Raw genomic sequence first — 15188 nt, 5'->3', positions numbered from 1 at the left:
CCGCCGAGCGCCATCGAAAGTCCCGGACCGGATCTACGAGCTGTTCCCGGTGCTCAAGGAAATGAAAAGCCGTCGCGGCGGTGACCTGTCGGGCGGCCAGCAACAGCAGTTGGCCATCGGCCGGGCGCTCATGAGTGAGCCGCAGCTGCTCATTCTCGATGAACCGACAGAAGGCATTCAACCGTCGATCATTCAGGATATCGGGCGCACGCTGCGTCAACTCGTCGATGAAATGGGCATGACGGTGCTGCTCGTCGAACAGTACTACGACTTCGCGCGCGAGCTTGCCGACCGGTATTGGGTGATGAGCCGCGGAGAAATCGTAGCCGGTGGCGCAGGTGCGGATATGGAAGCGCAGGGCGTGCGGGAGTTGATCGCGGTCTGACGCTCGCCGTAACATGGCGACTCGCTCCCAATCCCAAAAGCCTCATGCATCACGAACCTATAGCCGCACTGCTGCCAGCTACCGTCTCCGATTCCGACGAGTGGCACGGCAAGCTCGAACTCGGTTTCACGCATCAACCGGGGCGGACAGCGCTCACGCATCGGAAACACATAGGGCCTTTGCGCATGCAACGGCCCTTGTATCCCGAAGGCGAGACCATCTGCCACGCGGTGATCGTGCATCCGCCAGGCGGTGTCGCGGGCGGCGACCGGCTGGCAATTGACATCGACTTGGCCGCGCAAACGCACGCCGTCATCACCACGCCGGGCGCGACCAAGTGGTACAAGGCGAACGGCAAGCTCGCCACGCAGCGCATTGATATCCGCGTCGGCGCGAACGCGAAGCTCGACTGGCTGCCGCAGAACAACATCGTGTTCGAGTCATCGAACGTGGCGCTGGACTTCACGTTGACGATAGACCCGACGGCAACCGCCATTGGCTGGGACGCGATGCAACTCGGCCGTCAGGCAGCCGGTGAACGATGGTCGGACGGGCGGCTTGCATCAACGGCACGGATCAAAGACAGCCAGGGCCGGCTGCGCTGGTTCGAACGCGCGCTGCTCTCCGCCGATGACCCTTTACGCCTCGCGCCCCAGGGTCTCGCAGGCTTTCCCGCCTACGGCACGCTCTGGGCAATCGGCCCGGCTTGCGACGACGCGCTGGCGGAATCCCTGAGTACACGCCTTCCGTTCAATGAAACGCTGCGCGCCGCCGCTTCCTGCGTCGCGCCGGGCGTATTGATCATCCGTGCCGCAAGCCATTCGATGGAGCCACTCCAACAATTAATGATCGAATGCTGGACTACGTTGCGCCCACTGATTCACGGCGTCGATGCCAGACCATTACGGCTTTGGACAACGTAGCCGGGCAATGCCTCAGAAAATGCGCACCACAAAAGCGCACATTTACGCCCATACTTTGTGCATCGCCAAGATGGGTATCTCGCTAAAGCCTACCCAGAAAGGCGCAAAGGCAATGGCACGACTCTCGCTTTACTCCCTTTCCGACGAGCGCGTCCGTGAATGAGACGCGCCGCGCCAAATCGCGATCCAAGGAAAGACAATCAAATGACCAACACGCTTCGCCGCCACGCTCTTGGCACCGTAGTCGCCGCCCTCCTCGCCATCCCGGCGCTTGCTCTAGTCCCGCTCACCGCCCACGCAGACGCGCTCGATAACATCACGAAAGCCGGCGTACTGAAAGTCGCCGTGCCGGAGGATTACCCGCCGTTCGGCGCGGTCGGCGGCGATATGCAGCCGCAGGGTTATGACATCGATATGGCCGCGCTGCTCGCCAAGTCGCTGGGCGTGAAGCTGGAACTCGTGCCGGTCAACAGCGCGAATCGCGTGCCGTACCTGACGACGAACAAGGTGGATCTGGTGATCTCGTCGCTGGGCAAGACGCCGGATCGCGAGAAGGTGATGGACTTCTCGGCTGCCTACGCGCCGTACTTCCAGGGCGTGTTCGGCCCCGCCGATATCAAGGTCACCGGCCCCGCCGACCTCACCGGCAAGACGGTCGGAGCCACGCGCGGCGCGCTCGAAGAAATCGCGCTCACGCAAATGGCGCCGAACGCGACCATCAAGCGCTTCGAAGACAACAACGCGACCATCCAGGCATTTCTCTCCGGCCAGGTTCAGTTGATCGCAGCGGGCAACATTGTGGCTGCAGCGATCCTCTCGAAGAATCCCCCGCGCCGTCCGGAACCGAAGTTCGTGATCAAGAACTCGCCGTGTTTTGTCGGCATGAACAAGAACGAACCGCGCCTGCTGGCTAAAGTCGATGCGGCTATCGCCCAGTCGAAAAAGGACGGCTCGCTCGAAGCCATGTCGCAGAAGTGGTTCAAGGCGCCGCTGCCGGCCGGTTTGTAGTCTCGCGCGTCATTCCGAATAAAGCTTAAATAACAAGGCGCCGATTTAATGGCTTATCAACTCCAGTTCGGCGATCTCGGGCAATACGCCGGCATGTTTGCGAGCGGCGCGGCAGTAACCCTTGGGCTGACCGCCGTGTCCACCGTGCTCGGCCTCGCGGTCGGCATACTCGGTGCGGCGGGCAAAGGCAGCAAGTACCCGGCGGTGCGTTCGCTTGTTGGCGGCTACGTGGAAGCGATCCGCAATACGCCGTTCATCGTGCAATTGTTTTTTGTGTTCTTCGGGCTGCCGGCGCTGGGTATCCGTATCGATGAATACGTCGCCGCCGTGCTCGCCATGACGCTCAATCTCGGCGCGTATTCGGTGGAGATCATCCGCTCGGGTATCGCGGCCGTGCCGAAGGGGCATCTTGAAGCGGCGGCGTCGCTTGCGATGACACCCGGCGAGACCTTCAGGCACGTGGTCTTGCCGCAAGCCATCGCAAAAGTGTTTCCGGCTCTCACCAGCCAGATCGTCATTACGATGCTGGGCTCGGCGGTGGTATCGCAGATATCCGTTACCGACTTGACCTACGCCGCGAGCTACATCCAGTCGCGCAACTTCCGCGCGTTCGAAACGTATTTCCTGATTACGGCCGCTTATCTCGTGATGGCGATCCTCTTGCGCTTCCTCCTCAACGAAGCAGGCAAACGCCTGTTCGCGCGCAATCTGCGAGGTGCCCGATGATCGAATTCACGTTTGAACAAATTCTCACCAACCTGCTGCTGGCTGCGCGCTGGACCATCGTACTGTCGATTGTTTCATTCGTGGCTGGCGGCATCGTGGGCTTCGTGCTGCTTGTGATGCGCGTGTCGAGTTCACGTGTTTTGCGGACCATCGTGAAGGTCTACATCGAGATATTCCAGGGCACGCCGCTCCTGATGCAACTGTTCCTCGTGTTCTTCGGTCTGCCGCTGCTCGGCATCGAAGTCCAGCCGTGGATTGCTGCAACCGTCGGCCTCACGCTGTTCACCAGCGCCTACCTCGCCGAGATCTGGCGCGGCTGCGTTGAAGCGATTCCAAAGGGTCAATGGGAAGCATCATCCAGCCTTGCGATGAATTACCTCGAACAATTGCGTCACGTGATTCTTCCGCAAGCCACGCGCATCGCCATCGGGCCGACTGTCGGCTTCGGCGTGCAAGCCGTGAAGGACACGGCGCTGGTCTCGATCATCGGTTTCACCGAACTCACGAAAGCCGGCACGATGATTTCGAACGCGACCTTCAGGCCGTTCGTGGTCTACGGCTTGGTCGCCGTGATCTATTTCGTGATTTGTTATCCGCTTACCCGCTACGCGCGCACGCTCGAAAGGAAATGGAATGCCGCTCGTTGAAACGCAAAACCTCAAGAAACAGTTCGGCGCGAACCAGGTCCTGAAGGGCATCGATTTTTCGGTGGAATCGGGGCAAGTGGTAGCAATCATTGGTCGCAGCGGCTCGGGCAAAAGCACCTTGCTGCGGACCTTGAACGGACTGGAAAGTATCGACGAAGGGTCGATCGAAATAGACGGCGAACACATGGACGCCCGTCATGCCGATCTGCGCGCGCTGCGCTTGAAAGTCGGCATGGTGTTCCAGCAGTACAACCTGTTCCCGCATCTCACCGCCGGACAGAACGTGATGCTCGCGCAAACGGTGGTAAAGAAGGTTCACAAGGCAAAGGCGCGCGCGACCGCTGAACAAGTGCTCGAACGCGTTGGCCTCGCCGATAAATTCAACGCCTATCCCGAGCAACTTTCAGGTGGACAGCAGCAGCGCGTGGCTATTGCCCGGGCGCTCGCGATGAAACCCTCGGTCCTGCTCTGCGATGAAATCACGTCCGCGCTTGATCCCGAACTGGTGGGCGAAGTACTGGCAGTAGTGGAAAGCCTCGCCGCCGATGGCATGACGCTCATCATGGTCACGCACGAGATGCGCTTTGCGCGGCGTGTGTCGAACAAGGTCGTGTTCATGCATCAGGGCCGCGTGTGGGAAAGCGGCACGCCGGAGGAAATTTTCGAGCGGCCGACGACCATCGAGTTGCGCAAATTCATCCAATGAAATCGTAGGGTTGCAATGCTAGGATTCTTGCAACACTGACGCTGGCAAAATCGGCCTAATCCGAGACACCTTCCAATCCCATGAAGCTCACCCACCGCGAAAAAGACAAGCTGCTGATCTTCACCGCCGCGTTGCTCGCCGAACGGCGTCGCGCGCGCGGGCTGAAGCTGAACTATCCGGAGGCCATCGCGTTCATCTCGGCGGCGCTCATGGAAGCAGCACGCGACGGCCGTACCGTCGCCGACGTGATGCACTACGGCACCACGCTGCTCACACGCGACGACGTGATGGACGGCGTGCCGGAAATGATCCCGGACATCCAGATAGAAGCCACCTTCCCCGACGGCACCAAGCTCGTGACCGTCCATCATCCGATTCCCTGAACTGCCCTGCCCTCACTTAAAAGGAGCCGCGCATGATTCCCGGCGAATATCTGATCGACGATGGTGAGCACGAACTCAACGCGGGCCGCGAGACGGTGTCCGTGACGGTATCGAATACGGGTGACCGGCCGGTGCAGGTCGGTTCGCATTTTCATTTCTTCGAAGTCAACACGGCGCTCATATTCGAACGCGACAAGGCGAGAGGCTTTCGGCTGAACATTGCATCGGGTACGGCCGTGCGCTTCGAGCCCGGCCAGGAACGCACGGTTGAACTCGTGGCGCTGGCGGGTGATCGCCGGGTCTACGGCTTCAATGGTCTCGTCATGGGTCCGCTTTGATCTCAACTTCAGGATTATCGAAATGACGCTACGCATCGGACGCCGCGCCTACGCGGAGATGTTCGGCCCGACCACCGGCGACCGCGTGCGTCTCGCCGATACCGACCTGCTGATCGAAGTCGAACGCGACTTCACGACCTACGGCGAAGAGGTCAAGTTCGGCGGCGGCAAGGTGATTCGCGATGGCATGGGCCAGTCGCAACGTGTGCACGCCGACGTGGTGGATACGGTCGTGACGAACGCGCTGATCCTCGATCACTGGGGCATCGTGAAGGCGGATATCGGCATCAAGAACGGGCGCGTGTTTGCGATCGGCAAGGCGGGCAATCCGGATATCCAGCCGGGCGTGACCATTGCGATCGGCGCGGCCACCGAGGTGATTGCCGGCGAAGGGATGATCGTGACGGCGGGGGGTATCGACTCGCATATTCACTTCATCAGCCCGCAGCAGATCGATGAAGCCATAGCTTCAGGCATTACGACGATGCTCGGCGGTGGCACCGGCCCCGCGACCGGCACGAACGCGACGACCTGCACGCCAGGGCCGTGGCATCTCGAACGCATGCTGCAAGCCGCCGATGGCTGGCCGGTGAACCTTGGCTTTCTCGGCAAGGGCAACGTGAGTTTGCCCGCGCCGGCGATTGAACAGATCAAGGCTGGCGCGATCGGGCTCAAGCTACATGAAGACTGGGGCACGACGCCGGCGGCTATCGATAACTGCTTATCGGTCGCCGACGATACCGACACGCAAGTCGCCATTCACACGGACACGCTGAACGAAGCGGGTTTTGTGGAGACGACCGTGGCCGCGTTCAAGGGCCGCACGATCCACACGTATCACACGGAGGGCGCGGGCGGCGGCCATGCACCGGACATCATCAAGGTCTGCGGCGAGTCGAACGTGCTGCCTTCATCGACGAATCCTACTCGTCCGTACACCATCAATACGCTCGATGAACACCTCGACATGTTGATGGTCTGTCATCACCTCGATCCATCGATTGCGGAAGATATCGCGTTCGCCGAATCGCGGATTCGACGCGAGACGATTGCCGCCGAAGACATCCTTCATGACCTGGGCGCGTTGTCCATGCTGTCCTCCGATTCGCAGGCGATGGGGCGTGTGGGCGAGGTTGTCATGCGTACCTGGCAGACCGCGCACAAGATGAAAACGCAGCGTGGCGCGTTGCCCGAAGACTCATCGCGCAACGACAATTTCCGCGCGAAACGCTACATCGCCAAGTACACGATCAACCCGGCGATCACGCATGGCATCGCGCATGAAGTGGGGTCCATCGAACCGGGTAAATGGGCCGACCTCGTATTCTGGGAGCCCGCATTCTTCGGCGTGAAGCCGTCAATGATCCTGAAAGGCGGCATGATCGCGGTCGCGCAGATGGGGGACCCGAACGCATCGATCCCGACGCCGCAGCCGGTGCATTATCGCGAGATGTTCGCGACTCGCGGCGGTGCGTTGGGAAAGACCTCTCTGACCTTCGTCTCGCAGATGGCGCTGGACGACGGTATCGGCGAACGGTATGGATTGAAGAAGCAAGTGGTCGCGGTGAAGAATTGTCGGAACATATCGAAGGCCGACATGGTTCACAATGCGTACAGGCCGTCCATTACCGTCGATCCGGAAACGTATCAGGTTGTAGCCGACGGCCAGTTGCTCACCTGCGAGCCGGCAACCGTTTTGCCGATGGCGCAGCGCTACTTCCTTTTTTGAGACTTTCATGCGCACGATCGACAAACGTATCGAAGCGAAACTTGCCGCACCGCTGATCAAACGCGCGCCTACCTTGACCCTTGCCTTCGATGACCGCTGCAAGAGCCGCTTGGCCGCTACGCTGGATAACGGTGAGGAAGTGGCGCTGGTGCTGCCGCGCGGCACGGTCCTGCGCGATGGCGACATGCTCGTTGCCGATGATGGCGGCCTCGTGCGCGTGATCGCAGCGCCGCAAGATGTGCTGGTTGTACACGCCCACGATCCTATTACGCTGACGCGCGCCGCGTACCACTTGGGCAATCGGCACACGCCGGTGGAAGTGGCCGCGGGACAGTTGAAACTGGAAGCTGATCCCGTGCTGGAAGACATGCTCAAGCGTCTGGGCGCGCATGTGGATCACGCGACGGCGCCGTTCCAACCAGAGACCGGCGCGTATGGCGGCGGCCACAAGCATGGGCATGACGAGACGTTTGTAGAGGACTACGCGCTCGCGCAAAAGGTCTTCGACGAACATCACGGGCACGATCATGGACACGCGCACGGCGCGGGCCACGACCACGGCGACCATTCGCAGTGTTCGCATGGGCACGCGGACCAAGCGGCACATGCGCACGGCGAAGGCCACGACCATGGCGACCATTCGCAGTGCGCGCATGGGCATGCGGACCACGAAGCGCATGACCACGCCGCACACGCTCATGGCAAAGACCATGACCACGAAGGCCACGACCACGATCACGACCACGACCACGGTCATGCGCATCGCTGAGCTCACCGCCCTGCTTCATCTGGCGTCGCCGGCATTGCCTATCGGCGCGTTCAGTTACTCGCAGGGTCTTGAATCGGCGATAGAACATGGCTTGATCCACGATGGCGACACCGCCCGCGAATGGATCGCAAGCGGGCTGACCAATGTGCTCGCACGCGGCGAGTTGCCATTCCTTGCGCACCAGATGACCCGCTGGCGCGATCACGATGCAGCGGGACTCGCCGCCGCCGATGAAGAATTCCTCGCCAGCCGCGAGTCCTCGGAATTGCGTCGCGAGACGCAGCAGATGGGCTGGTCGCTTGCGCAGTTGTGCACGCAGCTTGAATGGGGCGACGCCGCGCGCCTCGCGACGCTAAACGCCATCAAACCCGTCTCGCAGCCTACAGCGTTCGCCTTCGCCGCCTACGCTCACGATGCTGCCACCGACGCCGCCCTCGCCGCCTACGCCTTTTCGTGGGTCGAAAACCAGGCCGCTGCCGCGTTAAAAGCCGTACCGCTAGGCCAGATCGCGGGGCAGCGGATCATCGTTGCGTTGCGCGTTGCCATCGATACCGCTGTAGAAAAAGCGCTCGACACATCGCCCGGGGAAATCAACACCTTCGCGCCGCAGCTCGGCATTCTCTCGGCGCGCCACGAATCACAATATTCACGCTTGTTCCGCTCTTAAAAAACATGAACGCACCCGTCTATTCCGCCGCGGCCCGCCGCTCCAAGAAACTGCCGCCTTTGCGCGTGGGCGTGGGAGGTCCGGTCGGCTCGGGCAAGACCACGCTGCTCGAAATGCTCTGCAAGGCGATGCGCGAGAAATACGACCTCGTCGCGATCACCAACGACATCTACACGAAAGAGGATCAGCGCCTGCTCACGGTTGCGGGCGCGTTGCCGGCCGAGCGCATCATGGGCGTGGAAACGGGCGGCTGCCCGCACACGGCGATCCGCGAAGATGCGTCCATCAACCTGGAAGCCGTCGACCAGATGATCGAGCGTTTCCCGGACGCGGATATCGTGTTCATCGAGTCGGGTGGAGATAATCTCGCGGCCACCTTCAGCCCGGAATTATCGGACCTGACTATTTACGTGATCGATGTCGCCGGCGGCGAAAAAATTCCGCGCAAGGGTGGTCCGGGCATCACGAAGTCCGACCTGCTGGTCATCAACAAGATCGACCTTGCACCGTATGTCGGCGCAAATCTCGACATCATGGCCTCCGATGCCAGGAAGATGCGCGGAGAACGGCCATTTGTCATGTGCAACCTGAAAGTGCTGGAAGGGCTCGACGTGGTAGTTCGCTTTATCGAAAAAAAGGGACTGCTCGCGCTCTGAGGCCCGGTTTCAGGGCTTGGGAGAAATTGTCCTCAGCCGATCGAGTGCGTTAACATGTCGCCTTGCCCTTTTTTACGGCCATAGGCCCGCTTCCGGAGACCTCTGATCGATAGTCCCGACACGCTTCTAACTCGCGACGCCGCCGTGCGGCCGACCCCGTCGCCCACAGCGTCCTCGACACTCATGGCGCAACCCTCCAGGCGCATCGCGGTGCTGTTTCACATCGCGGATTTCAACGATGGCGGCATCGAATCGTCGCTGATGCAATGGCTGCGGATCTACGACCGCGCGCGCTTCACGGTGACGCTGTCCGTGATGTTTTCGTCCCCCGCGTTCGAACAGCGCTTTCGCGCGCAGGTTCCGGCGGACGTTGGCGTCGAGATTCTCACCGACAAACCCTGGCTCAACGTGTTCCAGGCACGCCGCTATGCGCATCGGCTGAGCAAGCTCGGCCGTGTCGGGCGCGACGTGTTCAACACGCTCGCCGTGCGTCCCTACGTGAAGGCGCGTGTGGCCGCGCTGGCGCAGCGTCACGACATCATCATCGACTTCGATATGTCGCTGCGCCGGCTGGCTGGCCGCTTCGGCGTGGCGTGGCTCGGCGTGAACCATTTCAGTTTCGATGCACGGCTGGGCGGCCGGCGCCGGAAAATGAAACGGCTGCTCGCGCAATACGGCCGTTACGACGGGATCGCCGCGCTGAATCGCCAGATGGCCGATGAAGCGAGCGAACTGTTCAATGGCCATCTGCGCAACGTGTTTGTGCTGCCGAATGCGATCGATATCGACCGGATTCGCGAGAACGGCGCGGTGGTGGAAACGCCGCCGTGTTCCGCGCCGTACATCGTTTCCGTGGCGCGGCTCGACGAGATCCAGAAGGATCACCGGACCTTGCTGCGAGCTTATGCACAGCTTGTCGGGACGCGGGATGACGGTGGGGTGCGGGAAGACCTGGTAATTGTCGGCGACGGCGGTTTTCGCCGCGAGCTGGAAGCGCTGGCGGTGAAACTGGGGATCGGGGAACGCGTGCATTTCACGGGGTATCGGAACAATCCGCACGCGGTCGTGGCGCATTCGAGTGCGCTGGTGCTCAGCTCGCGTTACGAAGGCATGCCGATGGTTTTGCTTGAGGCGCTGGCGCTTGGCAAGCCGGTGATTTCGACCGATTGCCCGACCGGGCCGCGAGAGATCCTGGACGATGGCCGATTCGGGCTGCTGGTTCCTATCGGCAATGTAGACGCGATGGCAGAGGCGCTGTCGCGGTTGTTATCGGACCACGATCTGCGCGATGGCTTCACGCGTGAAGCGCTGGAACGGGCGCGGGCGTATGGCGTGGAGGCGAGCAATGAGAGGTTTGTTGCTTGCGTGACGCGGATTTTGCAGGAACGCGGGTAGGCAGGGAGGGTTGTTCGCCCCTGCCGCTGAAAATCACGGTTCCTCTGCTGGCGCGCGCAACAACGCCCCCAGCACCGCCCCCAGCACCTCCACCGTCCTCGCCGTCGCCCCGCGATGCTTCGCCGCGAACGCCGACGCCGCTGCGCTCATGGCGAGCCGGCGGGGTTTATCGGTGAAAAGATCACGCAGGCCGCGCGCCAACGCCGCCGGATCGCTCACGCGCAACGCCGCGCCTTCCGTGATCGCATCGTTCGTCGCTTGCGTGAAATTAAAGGTGTGCGGGCCAATCAGCACCGGCACGCCCGCCGCACACGCCTCGATCAGGTTCTGCCCGCCCAGCGGCAGCAAACTCCCGCCAACGAACGCCAGGTCCGATGCCGCGTAATACGCGCTCAGTTCGCCCATCGAATCGCCGAGCAGCACGTTGACGTTCGCAGGCAAAACCGGCGCGGCATCGATTCCCGATCCCGCCGCTGCCGCCCGTCCCGCCCAAGCGGAACGCCGCACATAGGACTGCGCGGCGGCATCGATCAACACGGCGACTTCATCGAACCGCTGCGGATGGCGCGGCACGAGGATCAGCAACGCCTCCGGTATGCGGGTCCGCAAGGTCGTAAACGCCTGCAGCACCAGCGCTTCCTCACCCTCGCGCGTGCTCGCCGCCACCCAAACCGGGCGCTCCCCAATCGCCGCGCGCCACGCATGACCGCGCGCGTAGAGTTCGGGCGGTGCGGCCATATCGAACTTCAGGTTGCCGAGCACCGTGACGTTGCGCGCACCCAGCGCGCTCAGGCGGTCCGCGTCGGACTGCGTCTGCGCCAGCACGCGCGTAAAACCGCCAAACACTTCGCGCGTCGCATTGCCGAACTTCGCCGCGCGCTTGAACGAACGCGCCGACATCCGCGCGTTGGTCAGCACCATCGGGATATCGGCCCGTTTGCATTCGTCGATGAGCGTTGGCCACACTTCCGTTTCCATCACGATACCCAGCGATGGCCGCCACGCGCGCAAGAACCGCCGCACGAGCGACGGCGAATCGTAGGGAAGATAGCTGCGTGAAATCCGATCGCCGTATAGCTCCACGCCAGTCGCGCGGCCGCTCGGGGTCATGTGCGTCAGCAGGATGCGGGCATCGGGATGGGCTTGCTGCAACGCTTCGATCAGCGGCTGAGCCGCCCGCGTCTCCCCTACCGACACCGCATGAACCCAGATCAACGGCGCGAGATCGTCAGCTCGGCGAGCGGGGCCAAAGCCAAACCGTTCGCCGATATGCTCGCGATACCCCCGCTCCCGCCGCGAGCGGATCAGCAGGCGCAACACCGCGAGCGGCGCGACGAGCCACCATAACGCGCGATACACGAGCCTCAGCATCGAACGCCCTCGCGGTAGACGCTCGACAACAATGGCAACGATCGCTCATCGCGCACGTGAAACGCCGCGCAAAGGACCGAACCTGCGAAACGTCCCCACCAGGCTGCGGCGCTCAAACCAGCGCCCTGCCTTTCAGGCGTTGCAGGATTCCGAGCGGCGCGCAGTCGGGCTGGGCCATGGCGCTGACGGGAAGAAAGAAGGTTTGCTCGAGCATGTACTGGCCGGACATGACGGCGTGCGAGGTTTGATCGGAGAAACACACCCACACGCAACCGGGCGGAAACGGCATCTGCTGCTGCGGCGATTTCGCTTGATAGTCGAGATCGGCCTTCATTGCGTCGTGCAAATGGAGCATCAGGTGATCGTATTCGCTGCGTGGCGTCTTGGTGATATGCAGGAGATTCATGAGCCACGCCGCGCCGGGAACCGGAGCTTGGATTGCTGGCAAGAAGCGTTTTGCCATGTCCTCGAACGGCTCGCCGACGCGCCACACACGCGGCACGCCATCCGGATTGACGTTGGTGAACACGCGCAGGATGCGCTCGCCATAATTCGGCCGCGATGGAAAAGCATCGACGTGAAGGCGGCTGTCGTCCTTGCGCCACGACGTCTCGCGCGTTTCCACGCGATGCAGCCGCAGGCTGGTGGGCGCAACCCTTAATTTGCCGCGATATTCAGGGAACAGCCCGTCGACCAGCGAGCGCGCGTTCGCCTGATAGCGCGCGATCAACGCCCGGACGGCAGATTGCGTGACGGCGTCCCCAAGTACACCCGCGAGCGCCCCGCCATTGGGCGCGAGGCTGATGTTCTTGCGCTCGGGGTCGGCGACCTTCGGGTCCAGGAGCGCCCGTTCGCCGCCTTCCACGGTAAACGCCAGACGCGGGAAATACAGGACCTTGCCCCGCTCGACGCCGGCCAGCAACGCCTCGCGCGGCACGGAGAGCTGCTGGCCCTCCCAGTCGGCGGAGGCAACTTCAATAATTTGAGATTCGGTCATGTGCATTCGATTTGTTTTGATAAGCCAGTGAGCGGGCCGATTATCGTCAACCGGTTTCAATGGGCTTCAATCGGCTTCAATCGGCTTCAACCAACCTCGATTGGCTTCGATTGACGCATCGGGAAACGTCGCGCCCGGCGAGCGCGGTGCATTTTCGCTCAAACCGGCTGCAAAATTCGCCGCGTGAAAGGCTGGCAGTTGATGGACCTCAAACCGCCGGGTTTCACTTGGCTTCGCTTGGCTTCGTCAAACGCGCCGCCGCTTCGTCCCGGCGATTGAGCCGATCCTCCGAACCGAAGCCGCTTCCTTACCGCGCGCGCTGCCCCGATACCGCTGCTGTGCTCATGCATCAAAGCAGCCCGAAGCCTGCGAGGGTCGCTTTGACTTGTTGCAACGTCGGGTGCTGGCTTGCGCTGCCCAGATTCACCACGCGCGGCGACCAGTAACCGCCGGTGCGCCAGGCGGTCGAGAAATTGTACAACTCGATGGTCGGCCGCTTCAGGGCTGCCGCGATGTGCACAAGTCCCGTATCCACGCCCACCGTCGCCGCTGCGCCGTCGATCAAGCCGACCACGGCCGGCAGCGAGAGTTTCGGCGGCACGACCGCTGCTGCGCCGAACTCTTTTGCCAGTTTGTCGCTGGTTTCGCGTTCGGTTTCGCTGCCCCATGGCAGCACGATCGATACCCCGCGCCGTATCAGTGTCTGTCCGAGTTCGATCCACGCGGTGTCGGGCCATTGTTTATCGGCGCGGGACGTGGCGTGGACGAACACCACGTATGGCACGGGCAGGTTCAGCCCCGCCTGCGATAACGCCAGCGCGGCGCGGCGGGTATCCATGCCGAATTCGATTGCATCCGTCGCTTCCGGGCGCGGGTCGCCTAGCGCGGCCGCGACGAGTTGCCGGGTGCGCTCGACCACGTGCGTGCGTGGTTCGATGGGCACGCGTTTATCGTAGAAGAAACGAACGGGCCATTCGTAGCCAGCGCCGTCGGTGCGGTTGCCCAGGCCGACCAGCGTACCGCGCGCCCAGCTTGCCACCCATGCGGTTTTGATGAGCCCTTGGCAGTCGATGACGAGGTCGTATTTTTCTGCGGCCAGTGTGCGGCGGAAGCGTTGGATTTCGCGCCAGTTATCGAGGGAAAAGAGGCGTTTGCGCCATCGACGTAGCGAGAACGGGATGGCACGGCGCACGCCATCGACGAGTTCGACGAGATCCGTGAAGCTCTCTTCGACTAGCCAGTCGATCTGGGCATCGGGGTGGAGACGACGGATATCGGCGATGGCCGGCATGTTATGGACGACGTCGCCTAGGGACGACACCCGGACAATCAAGATCTTTTGCACGCTGGACACGGTGAGCGTCGTCGGATTGGACGGCGCGTGAGTAATCTGAGATGGGCGATTTTAGCGCGGGTCGCGGTGCGAGACGAACGATTGTTCCACGACCGTCGCCACCCGTCCTCCTTCCGGACGAATTAACCGCGTCTACGTCCACACCGCCCTCAAACCATTGGTCCCTGCGCTGTTGCTCGACATGGTTGTCGATGCCACGAAAAATGCGGCACAAGCCAACAAACTCGTGGCTTGCAGCCCTCTCTAACGTTGATTCGTTGATTCTGGATAAATTAGGAATGTTAAATAAAGATTGAATGCCCAACCTATCCTAAACCAGCCTACGGGAACTCGTTCCCGATTCCAGTGATTATCGTGCCGTCCGCGCATTGAACAGCAAGCGAACATCATAAAGAGAATGAATAAACCACCGCGCTGCGCAAAACACTTTTAAATATTTTATTCACGCGTATTAATCCGCTCGGCAGTAATCCGGGCGAAGCAAGTCAAATCAATCGGCGAGTGTTTTTATGAGGTAAACGCTTAACTATGCTCATTTTTCATCTAAAATAAAAACGATTCAATTTTGATACACGCATCATTATCATATAAACTAATTAATCCGATAAAACTATTAAATATGATGAATATGTACCGTGGCATAAGGCTTGGCAGGTCTATTGTCCGTATTGATTTATATGAACAAACAAAATTACCGGTTAATAGTCATACGTTACAGTGTGTTACGTCTTTTTTTACTGCTAAAAACGTTTCGTTTGTGTAACATTCAATGCGACGAGTAGGACATGACAGACGTTCCTCAAGTCGCGGTGTTTCTGCCGCCGGGTGTAGGTGGTCCAGCAAGTCCTTTGCTCCTGAGTCATTTGCTGTCGAGTTCCCTGCAGGGCTCGTGGGGGAACGTTTGCCCGGTTCAGGTTCATCGCCACTATCAGGCGATCATTGCGAGTAAGTTTTCCCGGAATATGGTTCCTCCAATCCCGTAATTCGTCTGTATCCGCCGAGATGCCTTTCGGAGTCGCCGCTTGTTGCGCGCGACTGCCGAGCGCTGGGTAGCACAAACATTTGCTGCCTGTCTTTTTTGCGCCGGTATCTCCCGCTTTCACGAAACGTCGCGCGCGGCTGATGTCGCAGGAC

General features: G+C 61.1%; 16 protein-coding genes. 13 read left to right on the top strand and 3 right to left on the bottom strand.

The window, feature by feature from the left end; translation table 11 throughout:
* The 13 genes from HB376_RS37540 to HB376_RS37480 form a co-directional block, all read left to right on the top strand.
* Nucleotides 1-385: ATP-binding cassette domain-containing protein (locus tag HB376_RS37540; RefSeq protein WP_213768742.1), on the top strand; the 385-nt coding region annotated here is incomplete at its 5' end.
* Nucleotides 386-429: 44 nt separating this feature from the next.
* Nucleotides 430-1308, top strand: a complete 879-nt coding sequence (locus tag HB376_RS37535) for an urease accessory protein UreD (RefSeq protein WP_213768741.1) — start codon at nucleotides 430-432, stop codon at nucleotides 1306-1308.
* Nucleotides 1309-1512: 204 nt separating this feature from the next.
* On the top strand, nucleotides 1513-2316 hold the full coding sequence (locus tag HB376_RS37530; protein WP_213768740.1) for a transporter substrate-binding domain-containing protein: 804 nt from the start codon (nucleotides 1513-1515) through the stop codon (nucleotides 2314-2316).
* Nucleotides 2317-2364: 48 nt separating this feature from the next.
* Nucleotides 2365-3042, top strand: a complete 678-nt coding sequence (locus HB376_RS37525) for an amino acid ABC transporter permease (RefSeq protein ID WP_213768739.1) — start codon at nucleotides 2365-2367, stop codon at nucleotides 3040-3042.
* Complete coding sequence (locus HB376_RS37520; protein WP_213768738.1) at nucleotides 3039-3689, top strand: amino acid ABC transporter permease; 651 nt, start codon at nucleotides 3039-3041, stop codon at nucleotides 3687-3689. The genes HB376_RS37525 and HB376_RS37520 overlap by 4 nt, the downstream gene beginning before the upstream one ends.
* The gene (locus tag HB376_RS37515; RefSeq protein WP_062092329.1) at nucleotides 3676-4395 is read left to right on the top strand and encodes an amino acid ABC transporter ATP-binding protein; all 720 of its coding nucleotides are present in this window, start codon (nucleotides 3676-3678) and stop codon (nucleotides 4393-4395) included. Before HB376_RS37520 ends, HB376_RS37515 begins: the two co-directional genes overlap by 14 nt.
* Nucleotides 4396-4475: 80 nt before the next feature.
* On the top strand, nucleotides 4476-4778 hold the full coding sequence (locus HB376_RS37510; protein WP_031362362.1) for an urease subunit gamma: 303 nt from the start codon (nucleotides 4476-4478) through the stop codon (nucleotides 4776-4778).
* Between the two features lie 32 nt (nucleotides 4779-4810).
* Entirely contained in the window at nucleotides 4811-5116 is a 306-nt protein-coding gene (locus tag HB376_RS37505) for an urease subunit beta (protein ID WP_213768737.1), read from the top strand.
* A 22-nt stretch (nucleotides 5117-5138) separates the two neighbouring features.
* Entirely contained in the window at nucleotides 5139-6845 is a 1707-nt protein-coding gene (gene ureC / locus HB376_RS37500; protein WP_213768736.1) for an urease subunit alpha, read from the top strand.
* 7 nt (nucleotides 6846-6852) lie between these two features.
* Nucleotides 6853-7614, top strand: coding sequence for an urease accessory protein UreE (gene ureE / locus HB376_RS37495; protein WP_213768735.1), 762 nt, complete (start codon nucleotides 6853-6855; stop codon nucleotides 7612-7614).
* On the top strand, nucleotides 7601-8281 hold the full coding sequence (locus tag HB376_RS37490) for an urease accessory UreF family protein (RefSeq protein WP_213768745.1): 681 nt from the start codon (nucleotides 7601-7603) through the stop codon (nucleotides 8279-8281). The genes ureE and HB376_RS37490 overlap by 14 nt, the downstream gene beginning before the upstream one ends.
* Nucleotides 8282-8286: 5 nt before the next feature.
* Nucleotides 8287-8937: an urease accessory protein UreG gene (ureG, locus tag HB376_RS37485; RefSeq protein WP_213768734.1), complete on the top strand. Its 651-nt coding sequence runs from the start codon at nucleotides 8287-8289 to the stop codon at nucleotides 8935-8937.
* A 183-nt stretch (nucleotides 8938-9120) separates the two neighbouring features.
* A complete protein-coding gene (locus tag HB376_RS37480; RefSeq protein ID WP_218627494.1) occupies nucleotides 9121-10332 on the top strand; it encodes a glycosyltransferase in 1212 nt (403 codons plus the stop codon).
* A 33-nt stretch (nucleotides 10333-10365) separates the two neighbouring features.
* Here the strand turns inward: HB376_RS37480 and waaA are convergent, their stop codons facing one another.
* The 3 genes from waaA to waaC form a co-directional block, all read right to left on the bottom strand.
* Nucleotides 10366-11703, bottom strand: a complete 1338-nt coding sequence (gene waaA, locus HB376_RS37475) for a lipid IV(A) 3-deoxy-D-manno-octulosonic acid transferase (RefSeq protein WP_213768733.1) — start codon at nucleotides 11701-11703, stop codon at nucleotides 10366-10368.
* A gap of 112 nt (nucleotides 11704-11815) precedes the next feature.
* Nucleotides 11816-12700 carry a Kdo hydroxylase family protein gene (locus tag HB376_RS37470; protein WP_213768732.1) on the bottom strand — a complete coding sequence of 295 codons (885 nt, stop codon included), beginning with the start codon at nucleotides 12698-12700 and terminating at the stop codon, nucleotides 11816-11818.
* 349 nt (nucleotides 12701-13049) lie between these two features.
* Nucleotides 13050-14045 (bottom strand): lipopolysaccharide heptosyltransferase I, encoded by a 996-nt coding sequence (waaC, locus tag HB376_RS37465; protein ID WP_213768731.1) that lies wholly within the window; start codon nucleotides 14043-14045, stop codon nucleotides 13050-13052.
* Nucleotides 14046-15188: the final 1143 nt, after the last annotated feature.

It is taken from the genome of Caballeronia sp. dw_19, assembly GCF_018449515.1.
Taxonomy (GTDB): domain Bacteria; phylum Pseudomonadota; class Gammaproteobacteria; order Burkholderiales; family Burkholderiaceae; genus Caballeronia.
The sequence above is the reverse complement of the archived record's forward strand: the minus strand, read 5'-3'. Positions and strand labels throughout refer to the sequence as shown.